Origin of the sequence: Arthrobacter pityocampae, assembly GCF_002927275.1 — a bacterium.
GTDB lineage: Bacteria > Actinomycetota > Actinomycetes > Actinomycetales > Micrococcaceae > Arthrobacter_D > Arthrobacter_D pityocampae.
Window position 1 is genome coordinate 475,510 of the sequence record NZ_PRKW01000005.1, and the last position, 15,414, is coordinate 490,923.

Genomic DNA, 15,414 nt, shown 5'->3' on the forward strand with positions numbered 1-15,414 from the left:
TGCCGTGGGTCTCGCTGCACTGGGTGAATCCCTCGACTCCTGGTCGCAGACACATCTGGAACAGTGCGGTGCCTGTGCTGCCGACGTGGACGGGCTGCGTGACGTCGTCGCCGTCGCGAAGGCCGACGGCGGAGTAGCCGTCCTCGAACGGCCCGACCCGGCGGTCTGGGAAGCGGTCAGGGCCGAGCTCGGCCTGTCCGCTGATCTGTCCGCGGACGGCGCGGAATCCCGCGGTGAGCCCCCGACGAACGTGAGGTCCCTCGCTGCGGTCAGGGAGCAGCGCGGTCGCCGGAGGCGCCAGGTCCCCACGCGATGGCTGGCGGTCGCCGCCGGCGTCGGCATCCTCGTAGGTGCTGGAGCGCTCTGGGGCTGGGAGACGCTGCGCGCCGGCGATGGCGGCGTGGTGCTGGCCCAGGCCGAACTGGACCCGCTGCCCGGCTTCTCGGGATCGGGAGAGGCGACGATCCTGCGTGCCGACAACGGCACCCGGAGCCTCGACGTCGACCTCACGGGGGCGACGCCGGAGGGGTTCCGTCAGGTGTGGCTGATCGCCCCCGACCTGAAGGAGATGTACAGCGTGGGCCTGCTGGAGACGGAGCACGGGAGCTTCGCGGTACCGGAGGACATCGACCTGGCCAAGTACCCCATCGTCGACATCTCCGACGAGCCCTTCGACGGGGACCCGTCCCACTCGAGTGTCAGCATGGTCCGGGGCACGATCGGCGCCGTCGGCAGCTGAGACATCCGCTGCGTCAGTGCGCCAGGCTGCGTTCCTCCATACCGCTGAGCCTCGACGTGCCGCCGCAGTTCGTGCACGCCTGGAGGCGTGTCTTCTTCACGGTGAGGAGCGGGATGAAGAACACCGAGAGCTTCGTCCTGCGCTGGATCAGTTGCTGCGGGGCGAACACCCCGCAGTAGCGGCAGGAGGCGGACCGGGTGGACTGGAGGTGCTCACGTGTGGTGAGGCCGAAGAGGAAGAACATCCCTCCACGGTAAGGGCGCCGGACCGAAGAGGGAAGCCTGCTTACTATCTCCCCGTCCGACCACGGACGTGCTACTTGGAGTGCCCCGGCCACTCCCGGAGGGGGATGCGCGAGATCGTCCGGATGATCCCCGCCGTCCCCCACTCGTTCTTCCCCAGCCGTGAGAGCGGCCTGAGCGCGGTGACCGAGGGGAGGTCGCCGTCGAGCACGTCCTCGGAGACCGCCGCGTGCAGCACCTCGCCGAACACGAGGGTGCAGTCGCCCATCTCCTGGATCAGGTGGAGCCGGCACTCGAGCGCCACGGGGGATTCCAGGACGCGCGGCGGCCGCACCGTCGCACTGGGTTCGCGGGTGAGGCCGACGGCGTCGAACTCGCTGGTCTGCGGCGGGAAGGCGGTGCCGGTGGCGTTGACGGCCTCGAAGAGGTCCTCCGGCGTGAAGCTGACCACGAACTCGCCCGTGGCTTCGATGTTGCGGACGGAGTCCTTGCGGCCCACGGACGTGAACTGGACGATCGGCGGATCGACCGACGCGATCGTGAAGAAGGAGTGCGGCGCGAGGTTGTCCACGCCGTCCGCCGACGTCGACGAGACCCAGGCGATGGGGCGCGGCACGACGACGGAGGTCAGCAGCCGGTAGAAGGCGCGGCTGTCGGCGGGGTCCGGCACGATGTCCCTGCGCATCCCGACCTAGCCCCGCGCCGAGAGGAGGTCGCGGAGGCCGAGCGGTCGGCGCCCCGTGAGGCGCTCGACGTCGGGGGACACCTCGGCCATCTCGCCGCGGGCGATGGCCGTGTACGTGCTGACCCAGGCCTCGACCTGCCAGCGGGGCGCGCCGTGGTGGGCCCTCGAGGCCAGCGCCTCCTCGTACGTCTGGTCCTCGAACCGCACGGCGGCGGGGGTCACCGCGCTGATGGTGGCCGCGGCCTCGGCCAGGGTGAAGGACTCCGGGCCGGTCAGCCGGTACGCCGCGCCCTCGTGGTCGGCGGGCGCCCGCAGGATCGCTGCGGCGGACCGTGCGACGTCGGACTGGGCGACGGCGGAGAGCCGGCCGTTCCCGGCCGGGCCGCGGATGACGCCGTCCTCCGCGAGGGCGGGCACGGCGTCGAGGTAGAGGTTGTCGCGCAGGAACGTCCAGGCCATGCCGGAGTGCCGCAGGTACTCCTCCGTGGCCCAGTGGTCGCGGCCGAGCAGGAACGTGGCGTCGGGGGCGGCGCCGAGGAACGAGGTGTAGACCACGTGCCGCACGCCTGCCGCCTTCGCCGCGTCGAGGAAGGTCCGGTGGGTGGCCACGCGGTCGGCTTCCTCCGCGGCGGACACCATGAACAGCACATCCACACCGGCGAGCGCCGCGACGGACGCGTCGGCGTCGCCGTAGCTGCACTGCCGGACGACGGCCTCGGGGAGGTGCTGCACCCGGTCCGGCGACCTGGCGGGGAGGACGAGCGGCACCCCCTCGGCGGCGAGGTCCCTGGCGACCCGCCCACCCACGGTGCCGGTGGATCCTGTGACTGCGATGCGCTGCTCCATGTCCGGAACAGCCGCGGCGGGGGCGGAAGTATTCCTTCCGGCGTCACCCTCCGTTCGCCGCCCGGTGGTCCGCGGGCCGCCCGGCGCCGCTAGGCTCCCTCGAATGACTGGACGGTTCGTGGCGATCGGCGATTCCTTCACCGAGGGCGTCGGTGACTGGAACGCCGCCTTCCCCAACGGGGTGCGCGGCTGGGCGGACCGCGTGGCCAAGCAACTGGGACGGCAGGACCCCGCGTGGGAGTATGCCAACCTCGCGATCCGCAGCAAGCGGCTGCACCAGGTGCGCGACGAGCAGGTGGACCGCGCGCTGGCTCTCCAGCCGACCCTCGTGAGCCTGTACGCCGGCGGCAACGACATCCTCGAACTGCGCACCGACATGGTGGCCCTCATGCGGGAGTACGAGTCCATCGTGGCGCGCATCGCCGCGTCGGGGGCCCGTCCGCTCCTGTTCACCGGCTTCGACATCCCCCTGAGCCCCGTCTTCGAACCGATGAAGCGCCGGAACTGGCTCTTCAACGACCACGTGCGGCGCATCGCCCGCGCGTACGACGCCGTCCTCGTGGACTACTGGTGCTTCGACGAATACTCGGATCCGGGGCTGTGGGACGCCGACCGGCTGCACATGTCGCCCGCCGGGCACCGGAACCTGGCGGCGCACGTGCTGCGGGTCCTCGGCGTCGAGCACTCCCTCACGCCGCGCCTGCCCGAGCGGGAGGGGTACGCGGGCCTGGTGGCCGGGCTGCGCCGCGAGACGGCCTGGCTCGGGGAGTGGGTGGTGCCCATGTTCGGGCGGCGCCTGCGGAGGGTCACACTCGGCGACGACCTGCAGCCGCGGTGGCCGGAGCCCGTCCGCCCGGCCGACGGCCTGAAGCGTCTGGCGCGCGCCCGGCAGACCACCGCGGGGTAGGGGGTAGGCGGGATCCCGCCGGATGCCTCGGCGTCGACCGGCGGCGACTAGACTCGACGCCTATGGATCACATGCGCAGGCTCCGCACCCCGATCGTCTGGCTGCTCGTCGCCGCCCTGGTTCTCAGCGTCGGCGCGGGCCTCTTCTCCGTCATCTTCTAGGAACCGGCCGGGACCTCGCCCGCCCGGACCGGCGGTCCTGCCCCGTAGCCCCCGGGTCCGCCTTCCGCCAGCACGGATCCGCGGCGGCGCCGGACTTGGTAGTGACGCCATCGCGTGCCTAAAGTCATCAGTAGGCTTAGCTTCACCGGCGGGCCGACCTTCGTTCCGGCGCCCGTCGCGGCGCAGGACACGCATCAACCCAGGGAGAACACTCATGACCTCCGAGAGCACCACAGGATCCACCGACCAGTACACGTTCCAGAACCCCGTCACGCGGTTCCAGAGCATCACCCCTCCTGCCGAGCACACGGACGAGCCCGGGCTCGAGTCCGAGATGGACATCAAGGCCGACCGCGGCGAGACCTCCTACCGGGGCACGGGCCGCCTCACGGGCCGGAAGGCCCTGATCACCGGCGCGGACTCCGGGATCGGCGCCGCCGTCGCGATCGCATTCGCGCGCGAAGGGGCCGACGTCGCCCTGTCCTACCTCCCCGAGGAGGAGGAGGATGCGCAGGTCGTCAAGGGACTCATCGAGGCGGAGGGCCGCACGGCCGTCTGCATCCCCGGTGACCTGAAGGACCCCGCGTACTGCATCTCGCTCGTGCAGGAGGCCGTGGACGGCCTCGGCGGCCTGGACACCCTCGTCAACAACGCCGGCAAGCAGGTGGCCGTGGAGTCGCTGGAGGAGCTGAGCGACGAGCAGCTGGACCACACGTACAAGACGAACATCTACTCGTTCTTCCGCGTGACCAAGGAGGCGCTCAAGCACCTCCAGCCCGGGTCGGCGATCATCAACTCCACCTCGATCCAGGCCTACGAGCCCTCGCCCACCCTGGTGGACTACGCGAGCACCAAGGCCGCGATCAACAACTTTACCAAGGGGCTCGCGCAGCAGCTCGCCCCCAAGGGCATCCGCGTCAACGCCGTGGCACCCGGGCCCATCTGGACGCCGCTGCAGCCCTCGGGCGGACAACCGAAGGAGGCACTGCCCGAGTTCGGCAAGGACACCCCGCTGGGCCGTGCGGGCCAGCCGACCGAGCTCGCGCCGGCGTACGTCTTCCTGGCGTCCTCCGAGTCGAGCTACGTGCTCGGTGAGACCCTGAACGTCAACGGTGGGATGCCTTCGCCGTAACCCCCGGCGGCAGACGCCAGCAGCCCCGGACTCCTGCGAGTCCGGGGCTGCTGTCGTCTGGGGTGCGTGGTTCCGGGGCTATCGGGCCTCGTCCAGGGCGTCGAAGTCCGCGCGGTCGATCCGGCGGTGGTAGCGCATGCCGGCGAGTCCGCCGAGGATCGCCCCGACGAGGGCGATGGCGGCTGCAGCGAGGAGCGCGAGGAGCCCGGGGCCGGTGACGTCCTGCAGGGACGGGAGGCCGAGGCCCTGGATCCGCTCGGAGACGTTCGCCTGGTTGCCCGCGATGAGTCCGATGATGGCGAGCACGAGCGTGACGACCACCGCCCAGAGCCAGACGGCGATCCCCTGCTTGGCACCGCTGAAGCGTGCCATGCGTCCGGCGACGTAACCGCCCGTGTAGTAGGCGAGGAGCAGCATGACGGCGAGGACGACGGCGGTAGTGATCGCCGCGCTCTGCGCCTCGCCCGCGCCGCTCGTGAGGTCGGTGACGGAGAGGTTGCTGCCGATGCCGAACAGCGCGGCCACGCCGCCCACGAGGGCGGAGAGCAGGACGAACATGCCCGTGGCGGTGAGCCAGCCGAAGAACGCGGAGCCGAACTTCATGCCCCCGAAGTGCTCCTTCTCGCGCTGGTGCAGCAGCTTGCGGTCGGACAGGCTGGGCACGCCCGACGCGGCTGCGGCGCCGCGGGGGAGGGGCTGGTCGTTCTCGGGGGCGGGGGTGCCGCGCTCCCTGCGCTTGCCGGCGGGTGTCGTGGGGACCACCTGCGTGTGGGGCCGTGTCGTCGTGTCCTCGGCGGGGCGCGTCTCCCGCGAGGCGGAGATCGGCGGCGCCTGCCGGCGGGTGGGCGTGGTGTCCTCGGTGTCGGCCGTGCCGCCCGAGTACATGCCCGGCACGTAGGCGCCGCCCGCGTCGTCGTCTGACTCGTACCCGATGGCGTCGTTCCCGCCGTTCCGCGTGGCCGGCGGCGTCACGGACGACGCGCCGGACCCGCTCTCGCCGGCCCCCGCACGGTGGGTGTCCATCAGTTCGGTGGGGTTGTCCTGGGACGGGGCGTGCTCGGGGCCGTCGTGGCGCTCGCCGTCCCTGTTCCCTGATGTGGGTGTGCTCATGGATCCTCCTGATCTCAGGGCCCGCAGGCTCGCTAAGGCGGCTTAGTATTCCCGTCAAGTATCCCACGACGGCGGGGAGAATGGCCGACGGCGCCGCGCCGCAGCACGGGATGCGAGACTGGGCTCATGGATCTTCAGCTGGTCATGACCGTGGTGTGTGGAGCGCTGATCGCCGTGGGCATCGCGGGTGTGGTGATCCCGGTGCTGCCGGGCAGCATCCTCATCATCGTGGCCATGCTCGTCTGGGCGCTCACGGTGGGGAGTGTCGCGGGCTGGACCGTCTTCACGGTGGGGACCGTCCTGGCTGGTGCCGGGCTCGCCGCCGGGCTCGTCCTCACCGGCAGGACGCTCCGTCAGCGGCGGATCCCGGGCCGGTCGGTCACCATCGGGGTGCTCGCGGGAATCGCCGGCATGTTCCTCATCCCCGTCGTGGGGCTGTTCGTCGGGTTCGCCCTCGGGTTGTTCCTGAGCGAGTTCGCCCGGCAGCGGAATGCGCGGGAGGCCGTGACCTCCAGCCTTCACGCCCTGAAGGCGACCGGCTTCGGGATCCTCGCCGAGCTGGCGCTCGCCTGCCTGGCCGGGATCACCTGGGTCATCGGGGTCTGGGTCCACTTCGCCGGCGCGTAGGCGTCAGGACTCTCCGGAGAGGGTCAGGGCCGCGACGATCAGCGCGAGGTGGCTCAGTCCCTGCGGCAGGTTGCCCAGGAAGGCGCCGTCGGAGGGCTCGATCATCTCGGCCATGATGCCGACGTCGTTGGCCAGGGGCACGAGCTCCTCCATCAGGTGCACGGCCTCACCCCGACGGCCGACGGCGACGAGCGCCGACACCATCCAGAAGGCGCACGCCACGAACGTCGCCTCCTCCTCCTGCATCCCGCTGTAGCGGTAGAGCAGCGGGCCGGCGCCGAGTTCGGCGCGGAGGGCGTCCAGCGTCGAGGACATCCGCGGTCCGGTATCGAAGCCGCTCATGGCGTGCAGGAGGATCGAGGCGTCGAGCTCCGTGGACCCGGGGTACCAGATGTAGCTCTGGCGCTCCTCGGACCAGCCGTGCTCGTGCACCCAGTCGCGGATGCGGTCGCGCTCGGAGGCCCACCGCTCGACCGGCCCCTGGAGCTGGCCGCGGTCGGCGAGGAGGACGGCGCACCGCAGGGCGTTCCAGCACCCGAGCTTCGAGGTCACGTAGTGCCGTTCCTCCGGGAGCTCCCACATGCCGGCGTCGCGGCGCTGCCACACGTCGCAGGCGAGGTCCGCGAGGTCGGCGAGCTGGCGCATCGTCGCCGGGTCGAGGGCGTGGCCGGCCTGGACGTACTGCCACACGATGTCGAAGATGTCCCCGAACACACCGAGCTGGAGCTGGCCCGCGGCGGGGTTGCCGTCGACGACGGGGCCGATGCCGCGCCAGCCGGTGAGGTCCGGGCGGCGCGTGCCCTCGGGGATGTCGCCGTTAAGCCCGGTGAAGACCTCGAGGTCGGCGCCCTGGGCCCGCAGGTTCTTCAGCATCCACGACACGGCGGCGTGGACCTCCTCGCGGATCCCCGCCCGCGTGAGGGCGTGCAGCGTGTAGGCGGTGTCCCGGACCCAGGCGTAGCGGTAGTCCCAGTTCTTGCCGCCCGCGAGGGACTCGGGCAGGGAGGTCGTCGCCGCGGCGGCGATGGATCCGGACGGGCTGTGCAGCAGCAGCTTCAGGGTGAGGGCGCTGCGCAGCACGGCGTGCCGGTACTCGCCGTCGTAGCCGAAGGCGTCCGACCACGACTGCCAGTTGGCGATGGTGCGGTCCACGCCGTCGTCGATGGTCTGCGGGTCCGGGAGCGGGAGGGGCTCGCCGTGCGTGGAGACGACGGCGACCAGGTGCCTCGACTGCGGCGAGGTGGTGAAGACGCCTGTGACGGACCGTCCGCCGGCGTGCCGGACGCCGTGGTCGATGCCGAGGATCCCGAGCGCGGCGCCGTCGATGCGAAGGATCGGCTGCCCGGCGCCCGTGTCGACCCACGGCGACGCGCCACCGAAACAGGTTCCGGGCGCGACCGACCACGCCATCTCCACGGAACCCGTCAGGCCGTCGACGCGCCGGGCGAGCTCCCCCCAGGGAAGTCGGCCGGCCACTCCGGTGTTGAGGGAATCCGTGACGCGCACCGTGCCGCCGGCCGTGGTGTAGGTGGTCTCCAGGACGTTGGAGCCGTCCGCGTAGCGACGCTCCACCGAGAAGGGCGCCGTGGGTGCGAGGGACAGGAAACCCTCCTCGGCGTCCAGCAGCCGGGCGAAGGCCGGCGCCGAATCGAGGTCCGGGGTCGGGTACCAGTCGATGGAGCCGTCGAGCGCCACGAGCGCGACGGTCCGGCCGTCGCCGATCGCCGCGTAAGAGCGGAGATCGACGAAACCGGCATCATCCCGGAGGGCGCCGTCCACCACGTCCTGGTCTACCGCCGTCTTCCTGCTACCTGCCGGGCCGGCCGTTGTAGCGCGCCTTGCCGGCGCGGGTCTGCTGGCCTGCGCGGCGGCTGTTCATCAGGCGTGAGGCGATGACGGGGACGAGAGCCCAGAGGATCTTCTTCAGCAGCATGGTGTGTCCTTACGGTGAGGGACGCCCGCGAAGGTCACGGACGGTCGACTTCATCATCCTACTGATGATCACCCGACGGCCCGGCCTTCCGTGACGAACGCCGCCAGTGCGCGGAGTTGGGCGGTCCGTGCTACCGGGTTCAGGTACATCATGTGGCCGGCCTCGTGATAGTGGTGCGTGAAGCGGGCCCGGGCGGTGTCGTCGAGGTTCATGTGAGCCCAGACGTACTCGGCCGCGAAGTGGGGGGTGGCGCCGTCGTGGTAGCCGTAGTCGACGTGCACGCGCAGGGTGGGATTGTGCACGAGGAGGCGTTCCAGGACGCCCGAGACGTCCACCGGCGCACCCTCGAACGTCCGGTAGCTCCACGGCTGGACGCGCGCGGTGAGGATCTCGTAGGGGAGGTCGTTCTCGTAGCCGAGTTCCGCCCGGACGTAGTGGTTCATCGCCGCCGAGTACGGTCCGGTGATCGCCCGCATGCTCGGGTCGTCGAAGGAGTCCGAGGCCTGCTGGTTCTCGGGGCGGGCGGCGAACCGGCCGTCGATGCGCCCCACCGCGAGGCCCTGCCCGCGCAGGAGTTCCGCCGCGAACTCGTGGTAGGCCCAGCGGAGGTCGGTGCGGCGGATGAAGCCCTCGTCGAGCGTCGTGATGGCGTGCAGGCGCGCGACGACGTCGTCGTACTCCGCCGGGCTCAACCGGCTGCCCTGCGTCAGCGCGTAGCCGAAGTCGCGGGACGCGAACTCCTCGGCCTCCCGGAGCACGTCGGAGAGCTCCCTCCCGCCGTGCCTGCCGTGGTGGTGCGCGATCGCGGCATAGGTGGGCAGGTGCAGCGCGTAGGGCAGGTCGCTGCCCGGGAAGAAGCGCAGCGTGGACATGTTGAGGACGGTCGAGATCAGGCCGAGTCCGTTGACGGCCATGCCGTAGGCGTCGAACAGGCGCCCGGCCACCGCGACGGCGCGCAGTGTGCCGTAGGACTCGCCGACGAGGTACTTGGGGGAGAGCCAGCGGTTGTTGCGGGTGGTCCAGAGCCGGATGACCTCAGCCACGAGATCGCGGTCCTGGACGAAGGCGTGGAACTCGTCGGCCGTCTCGCCCTCGACCACACGGGAGAAGCCGGTGTTCACGGGGTCGATCAGAACGAGGTCGCTCGACTCGAGCAGGCTGTCCGGATTGTCGACGAGGTCGAACGGTGCAGGCGTCATGGCGCCGACGTCCCCCGAATCCACCAGACGCGGCCCCAGCAGTCCCAGATGGAGCCACACGGAGGCGGAGCCGGGGCCGCCGTTGAAGGCGAAGGTGACGGGCCGGTCCGGCTCCGCGTCCTGCTTCGTGTACGCCACGATGAAGATCTCGGCTTTCGGCTTGAAGCCGTCCGCCTTGCCGTCCTTCGTCTCCTCGCGGCGCAGGACGAGGCGTCCGGTCGTCGTCGTGTACGTCAGGCCCGAGGCCGTGGTGTGCTCCCGGACGGCGAAATCGTCGGACACCTCCCTGGCCCGGGCATCCGATTCCTGCGCGGCGGTGGTCGGTGTGTCCTTCGTCTCATCAGCCATGCCAGAAGACTACCGGTAGTTCCCTGAGGCAACCGCTCAGCGGTCGGCGGGTGCTGTCTCCCGGGACTCCGATGCCGGGCGAGGCCCCCTGTGGGCGCCCTGTGCCGGGGAGGCCCCGGCGTCGCCGGACCACTGGTCGTTCCGCTGCGGCCGGGCGAAGAACAGGGCGGCGAGGAAGCCGATGATGATGACGCAGGCCGGCAGGTAGAGCGACTGGCCCATCGCGAGCGCGTAGCCGGCCTTCGCGTCCTCGGGCAGCGCTGCTCCGGGGGTGGCGCTCATGCCGCCGCCGCCGAGATTGGTCATCAGGCGTGACTGCATCATCGCAGCGATGGCGGCGCTGCCGAGCACGGCGCCCATCTGGCGGGTGGTGTTGTAGACGCCGGACCCTGCTCCCGCGAGGGACGGGGCGAGGTTCCGGGTGGCGGTGAGGGAGACCGGCGCCCAGATCCCTGCACTGGAGAGGCCGAGCAGGGAGATCGGCAGCAGGAGCTGCCAGAAGGGGACGTCCGGCGTGAGGAGGGAGCCCAGCCAGAAGAGGGACACCGACATGCCGGCGAATCCCGCGATGGCGATGTACTTCGGATTGCTCCGCTGGACGAACTTGCCGACGAAGGGGGCGAGGGCGCCGGAGATGACGGCCATGGGGGTGAGGAGCAGCGCCGCCTGCGTGGGCGAGAGGCCGCGGACCGTCTGCGCATACAGCATGAGGGGCAGTGCCATGGTGGTGATGGCGAAGCCCATGGCGGTGATGGAGGTGTTGGCGAGGGAGAAGTTACGGTCCCGGAACAACCGCAGCGGCACCAGCGGTTCGCCGCGGTTGATCTTCTGCCAGATGACGAAGGCGACGAGCAGCACGATGCCCGTGATGATCAGCGACCAGACGGAGAGCGGGCCGGCAATGGTCCCCCAGTCGTAGGTCTCGCCCTCCTGGATGCCGAAGACGAGGCAGAACAGGCCGGCGGCGCTGAGGAAGACGCCCAGCATGTCGAAGCGGTGGGACGTGGTGGGCAGGGTGGGGACGAGGCGGACGGCGAGGACGAAGCCGATGACGCCGACCGGGACGTTGATGAAGAAGATCCACTCCCACCCGGCGGAGTCCACGAGGATGCCCCCGAGCACGGGACCCACGAGGGTCGCGACGCCGGCGACGGACCCCCACAGGCCCATGGCGGCACCCCGGCGCTCGGGCGGGAAGATCCGGGTGATGACGGACATGGTCTGCGGCGTCATGAGCGCGGCGCCGAGTCCCTGCAGTACGCGCGCCAGGATGAGCGTCTCCACCGTGCCCGAGAGCCCGCACCAGGCGCTCGAGAGCGTGAAGACCACCAGCCCCACCAGGTAGATGCGTTTCGGCCCGAAGCGGTCACCCAGCCGACCCGTCACGAGCAGCGGCACGGCGTAGGCCAGCAGGTACGCGCTGGTCACCCAGATGACGCTGTCGATCCCGGCGTCGAGCCCCTCCATGATGGCCGGGGTGGCGACCGAGACGATCGTGGAGTCCACGAGGATCATGAAGAAGCCGATGACGAGTGACCAGAGGGCCGGCCATGCCCTGATGCCGTCCTGCTGGGCGGTGTCTGTGGCGGCCGGGGTGGGGGTGCGGGACATGAGGAGAAGACTACGCCCGCCCGCTGACATCCCTGCCGCCGCCGGCAACCGCCCGCGCTTTGGGCGTAGCGGGAACTTCTGGGTACAGTGTTGGTGTTCGGAAGTAGTACCCGGGGCTTTAGCTCAGTTGGTAGAGCGTTTCGTTCGCAATGAAAAGGTCAGGGGTTCGATTCCCCTAAGCTCCACAGTCTCCGCACACAGCGAGGCCCCTGTCACCAGGGGCCTCGCTTTTGTTCCAGGGCGGAAGGCACGGGAAGCCCGGCCGGCGGGATCAGGACTGGTACTGGTCCGCCTTGTAGGAGCCGGCGGCGCCGGGGCCCTGCTGGGGAGCCTGGCCGAGCGGGTAGCGAGCGGCCTCGCGGCCGAGGTAGCGCGCCGATCCGTAGGACAGGACGAAGTACATGATCACGGCGAAGAAGAAGATCAGGACCGCCGTGCCGGCGCCCTTGCCGAAGACCTTCGCGACGTTGATGGCGAGGAGCACGGCGAGGACGATCTGCAGGACCGGGATGAAGGCCAGGAGGACCAGCCACGGGGACAGTCCCGAGATGCGCAGCAGGACGATGATGTTGTAGAGCGGCACGAATGCGGCCCAGCCGGGCTCGCCGGCCTTCTTGAACATCCCCCTGAGGGCGAAGCCGGTGATCAGGAGAGCGATCACAAGGCTCAGGATGCCGCCGATCGCAGCCCCCGCAACGGCGGCGGGATCAGTGGTGGTGGTCGTGGTGGTGGTCATCGCCGGGAGCATGCCGAGGGCAAGGGCGGAGGTCGGTGTCATGAACCGAACAGTACCGTGCGTTTAATGAAATCGGGACGAAACGCGCTCTGTCGTGGCGCCGCGTCGGCTACTCGGCCTCGGGCGCCTTCCGCGTCCAGGGCTTCGCCGCAAGGATCCGGGCGAGCGGTCCGAGCCAGGACATCACCACCAGGAGGGTGAAGGTGCTGCTCAGGGAGGAGCTTAGGGTCGTGGAGGGGAAGAGCTGGTGGACGCCCACGAGGACGGCGGCCACGAGGAACACCTTCTTGAGCGCGCTCAGCACATGCCACGGGACCGGGCGCGGCCAGGGCGTGAAATCGGCGGACTCGGTGTCCCCGGGCTGCGTGTCCCAACTCATCCGACCCCCTGCATGGTATGTGCCTCCATTATCCACGCGGAACGTCTCCAGGCGGCAGGCACCTCACCCGAGGACGGCCCAGCCGCGTGCCGGGACGAGCGCGGAGCCGTCGTCGACGGCCGCCTGTCCGGCGAGGACGGACGTCGCACCCGCGGTCCCGAGCCGCTGGTCCTCGTGCGAGAGATTGAGCAGCACGACGAGCGCGTGGGACTCATCCACGGAGCGGTAGGCGAGCACTTCGTTGGAGAGGTGGAGCACCTCGGTCCTCGCCCGGTGCAGCCACGCGTTCCGGCGGCGCAGTCCGATGAGCTCCTGGTGCAGGGCGAAGACGGGTCCGCCGATCGGCGAGAGATCGTGCGGTGAGGGCGGGAAGAGCGGGCGGACGTCGTCGTCGCCCCCTGCCCGGTCCTCCTTGATGCCGCGGTAGCCCTGCTCGTCCCCGTAGTACACCGAGGGCGTCCCGCCGACCGTGAAGAGGACGACGGCGGCGTGCTGCACGAGGGCGGGGTCCTCGAGCTTGCTCGCGATGCGTGTGACGTCGTGGTTCCCGACGAAGGTCAGCGGCGCGAAAGCGGCCAGGAGCGCGTTGTGGCGCTCGAGGGCGGCGGCGAGCTCGTAGAAGTTCGCATCGTTGAGGGAACTCCAGATGGCCTTCCACAGCTCGTACTGGGTGGTGGAATCGATGCCGCCGGCCTGGACCGCCGCCGCGTAGTCCCCGTGGATGTACTCACCGACGAAGTACGCGTCCGGGTGCGAGGACCGCACGCGCTGCATCACGTCGGCCCAGAACGACGACGGCACGGCGTAGGCGGCGTCGAGTCGCCAGCCGTCCGCCCCGCGACCCAGCCAGTACTCCATGACCTCGACGACGAAGTCCGCGACGGCGGGCTCCTCGTGGTCCAGGGCCACCAGGTGGTGGTGCCCCTCGAAGTCGCGGTACCCGGGCTCGATGCCGGGCCCGGCGCCGTCGGGCCAGTCGAGGGAGAACCAGGCGGCGGTCGGGGCGCCCGGTCCCTGCGTGAGGACCTGCTGGAAGGGTGCGAAGGAGCGGCCCGTGTGGTTGAAGACGCCGTCGAGGAGGATCCGCAGTCCGCGCCTCCCGGCCTCCGCGACCAGCGTGTCGAAGTCCTCGAGCGAACCCAGCCGGGGGTCGATCGCGAAGTAGTCGGTGGTGTCGTAGCCGTGCGTCTCGGAGGCGAAGACGGGGCCGAGCGCCAGCCCCGATGTGCCCAGCTCCACGGCGTAGTCGAGCCAGGGGATCAGCTCGAGCAGCCGATGGGCTGCCGCCGGTTCCCCGGTGGCCGCTTTCTCGGCACCCACGAAGCCGAGCGGGTAGACCTGCCACCAGATCGCGTGCTGGACCCACTCGGGCTCGTTCATGGCGTCGGCCTTCCCGTCTGCTCGCACCGGCCCGGATGGGGCAGCACCCCGGCTGCGGCCGGGACGATGACTAGCCTACGTCGGCGAACTGCCGGCCGCCCGCCGCGAGATCCCGGACGTCCCTCGGATCCAGGTGCGCGGCGTCGGCGATGGCTCCGATGGCCCCGCCCGCGTCCGCGGCCCGGACGACGGCGGCCTCGAGGTCGGCCGTGAGCTGGTCGAGGTGCCACTCCGAGGACTCGAGGTCGGCCGCGGCCGCTGCCACCCGGCGAAGGGCGGGAGGCAGGGGGTGGGCGAGTTCGGCGGGCTCCTCGGGCGAGAGCTGGAAGCCGCAGGGGCAGGCCCAGACCAGTTCGACGTCGTCCGCGGCGGGCACCTGCGGGATCAGGCCGTAGGGAGCGGCGCGGTAGGAGGTCTCGCGGAGGATCATGGGGTCCCCGCAGTGCAGGGGAGCGACAGTCCTCGCATCGTCCCCGCCGAGCGTGTCACCGATGGCCTGCGTCATGACCTGACCTTTCGAGTCGGAAATACGAACCGGACATATAACTAGTTCGACAAACTAGTTATATGCGGAGCGACCTCCGCGTGTCCATTTCGCGGTCTACCCCTCCCCGGCGGCCTCCAGGACCCGTCCCGCCAGTTGCTCGAGGACGGCCGGGGACGCACCGGGGGAGCCCGTCGCCTGGCTCGTCGCGGCAACCGTGAGGTCGCCGCGAGCGACGGTCACGGTGGTGCTGTCCTGCTGCTGGCCATCCGGCAGCTCGACGGTGGACCTGACGGCGAAGGAGGTTGCGTCCTCCATGGTGGTCTCGACGGACTCCATGGTGCCCTCGACGGTGACTCCCTGCATCTCGATCGTGTACGTCGAGCAGGTCGCCACCAGGGCGAGCTCCTTCTCGGCGTTCTCCGTCAGGCGGTCCTCGGCGCCGTCGGCGACCGCGAGACTCACCGAGACGCTCGACAGGCCGTCCGGAGCCGGGGCCACGCCGATGGCCAGTTCCGCGTCCTCCACCAGCGTCGAGAAGTCCTGTGGGAGGACGTTGCACTCGGCGGGAGTGATCGTCACACCGTCCATCAGCTGCGAGGCCTGGCCGAGGGCGGCCGTCACCTGATCCGCGGGTACGACGGTGAGGGGCGTGCCGTCGTGCGTCGAGATGGTCCCGAGGATCTCCGCCAGGTCCTCGCTGGAGTAGCCCCCGGGATCCGCCGGGGCGGAACTGCTGGCAACCGCCGCTTCCGGTGCACCGACCGTCGGCGCAGGCTCGGCCGCGGAGGGGCCGCCGCACGCGGTCAGGGCGAGCAGGAGGCTGCCGGTGAGGACGGGACGGAACAGGACACGCGACATGAAGGACCCCCAGGTGTGACGGGGCCCCTGCGGC

17 protein-coding genes and 1 tRNA gene are annotated in these 15,414 nt (G+C 70.6%); 5 read left to right on the plus strand and 13 right to left on the minus strand.

The features are described from left to right. Positions 1–4: 4 nt before the first annotated feature. Positions 5–739, plus strand: coding sequence for an anti-sigma factor domain-containing protein (locus C4K88_RS13725; RefSeq protein ID WP_167399054.1), 735 nt, complete (start codon positions 5–7; stop codon positions 737–739). A gap of 13 nt (positions 740–752) precedes the next feature. On the opposite strand, the gene C4K88_RS13730 is transcribed toward C4K88_RS13725, so the two are convergent. The 3 genes from C4K88_RS13730 to C4K88_RS13740 form a co-directional block, all read right to left on the minus strand. Next, positions 753–983, minus strand: a complete 231-nt coding sequence (locus C4K88_RS13730) for a zinc-ribbon domain-containing protein (RefSeq protein WP_104122173.1) — start codon at positions 981–983, stop codon at positions 753–755. A 71-nt stretch (positions 984–1,054) separates the two neighbouring features. Beyond that, on the minus strand, positions 1,055–1,666 hold the full coding sequence (locus C4K88_RS13735) for a flavin reductase family protein (RefSeq protein ID WP_104122174.1): 612 nt from the start codon (positions 1,664–1,666) through the stop codon (positions 1,055–1,057). A gap of 6 nt (positions 1,667–1,672) precedes the next feature. After that, positions 1,673–2,512 (minus strand): SDR family oxidoreductase, encoded by an 840-nt coding sequence (locus tag C4K88_RS13740; protein ID WP_104122175.1) that lies wholly within the window; start codon positions 2,510–2,512, stop codon positions 1,673–1,675. Positions 2,513–2,615: 103 nt separating this feature from the next. Between C4K88_RS13740 and C4K88_RS13745 the strand changes: the two genes are divergently transcribed. Together C4K88_RS13745 and C4K88_RS13750 are read left to right on the plus strand one after the other, a co-directional pair. After that, positions 2,616–3,419 carry an SGNH/GDSL hydrolase family protein gene (locus C4K88_RS13745; protein ID WP_104122176.1) on the plus strand — a complete coding sequence of 268 codons (804 nt, stop codon included), beginning with the start codon at positions 2,616–2,618 and terminating at the stop codon, positions 3,417–3,419. A gap of 375 nt (positions 3,420–3,794) precedes the next feature. Continuing rightward, a complete protein-coding gene (locus C4K88_RS13750; protein ID WP_104122177.1) occupies positions 3,795–4,712 on the plus strand; it encodes an SDR family oxidoreductase in 918 nt (305 codons plus the stop codon). 78 nt (positions 4,713–4,790) lie between these two features. Here the strand turns inward: C4K88_RS13750 and C4K88_RS13755 are convergent, their stop codons facing one another. Further along, positions 4,791–5,822: a hypothetical protein gene (locus C4K88_RS13755; protein ID WP_104122178.1), complete on the minus strand. Its 1,032-nt coding sequence runs from the start codon at positions 5,820–5,822 to the stop codon at positions 4,791–4,793. A 126-nt stretch (positions 5,823–5,948) separates the two neighbouring features. Between C4K88_RS13755 and C4K88_RS13760 the strand changes: the two genes are divergently transcribed. Next, positions 5,949–6,449 carry a DUF456 domain-containing protein gene (locus tag C4K88_RS13760; protein WP_104122179.1) on the plus strand — a complete coding sequence of 167 codons (501 nt, stop codon included), beginning with the start codon at positions 5,949–5,951 and terminating at the stop codon, positions 6,447–6,449. 3 nt (positions 6,450–6,452) lie between these two features. On the opposite strand, the gene C4K88_RS13765 is transcribed toward C4K88_RS13760, so the two are convergent. From C4K88_RS13765 to C4K88_RS13775, 4 genes are all read right to left on the minus strand, one after another. After that, the gene (locus tag C4K88_RS13765) at positions 6,453–8,228 is read right to left on the minus strand and encodes a glycoside hydrolase family 15 protein (protein WP_104122260.1); all 1,776 of its coding nucleotides are present in this window, start codon (positions 8,226–8,228) and stop codon (positions 6,453–6,455) included. A gap of 28 nt (positions 8,229–8,256) precedes the next feature. Continuing rightward, entirely contained in the window at positions 8,257–8,382 is a 126-nt protein-coding gene (locus C4K88_RS17865) for a hypothetical protein (protein ID WP_277621651.1), read from the minus strand. Positions 8,383–8,450: 68 nt separating this feature from the next. Further along, the gene (locus tag C4K88_RS13770) at positions 8,451–9,929 is read right to left on the minus strand and encodes a S10 family peptidase (RefSeq protein ID WP_104122180.1); all 1,479 of its coding nucleotides are present in this window, start codon (positions 9,927–9,929) and stop codon (positions 8,451–8,453) included. A 36-nt stretch (positions 9,930–9,965) separates the two neighbouring features. Continuing rightward, complete coding sequence (locus tag C4K88_RS13775) at positions 9,966–11,540, minus strand: DHA2 family efflux MFS transporter permease subunit (protein ID WP_206604374.1); 1,575 nt, start codon at positions 11,538–11,540, stop codon at positions 9,966–9,968. Between the two features lie 112 nt (positions 11,541–11,652). Between C4K88_RS13775 and C4K88_RS13780 the strand changes: the two genes are divergently transcribed. Beyond that, positions 11,653–11,725, plus strand: a tRNA-Ala gene (locus C4K88_RS13780). An 86-nt stretch (positions 11,726–11,811) separates the two neighbouring features. On the opposite strand, the gene C4K88_RS13785 is transcribed toward C4K88_RS13780, so the two are convergent. The 5 genes from C4K88_RS13785 to C4K88_RS13805 form a co-directional block, all read right to left on the minus strand. Then, the gene (locus tag C4K88_RS13785) at positions 11,812–12,318 is read right to left on the minus strand and encodes a DUF5684 domain-containing protein (RefSeq protein WP_174705245.1); all 507 of its coding nucleotides are present in this window, start codon (positions 12,316–12,318) and stop codon (positions 11,812–11,814) included. 67 nt (positions 12,319–12,385) lie between these two features. After that, a complete protein-coding gene (locus tag C4K88_RS13790; protein WP_104122182.1) occupies positions 12,386–12,655 on the minus strand; it encodes a hypothetical protein in 270 nt (89 codons plus the stop codon). A gap of 63 nt (positions 12,656–12,718) precedes the next feature. Beyond that, the gene (locus C4K88_RS13795; protein ID WP_104122183.1) at positions 12,719–14,035 is read right to left on the minus strand and encodes an alpha-amylase family glycosyl hydrolase; all 1,317 of its coding nucleotides are present in this window, start codon (positions 14,033–14,035) and stop codon (positions 12,719–12,721) included. A gap of 70 nt (positions 14,036–14,105) precedes the next feature. Further along, the gene (locus C4K88_RS13800; protein WP_104122184.1) at positions 14,106–14,540 is read right to left on the minus strand and encodes a hypothetical protein; all 435 of its coding nucleotides are present in this window, start codon (positions 14,538–14,540) and stop codon (positions 14,106–14,108) included. A gap of 96 nt (positions 14,541–14,636) precedes the next feature. Next, entirely contained in the window at positions 14,637–15,380 is a 744-nt protein-coding gene (locus tag C4K88_RS13805; protein WP_104122185.1) for a hypothetical protein, read from the minus strand. Between the last annotated feature and the right edge of the window lie 34 nt (positions 15,381–15,414).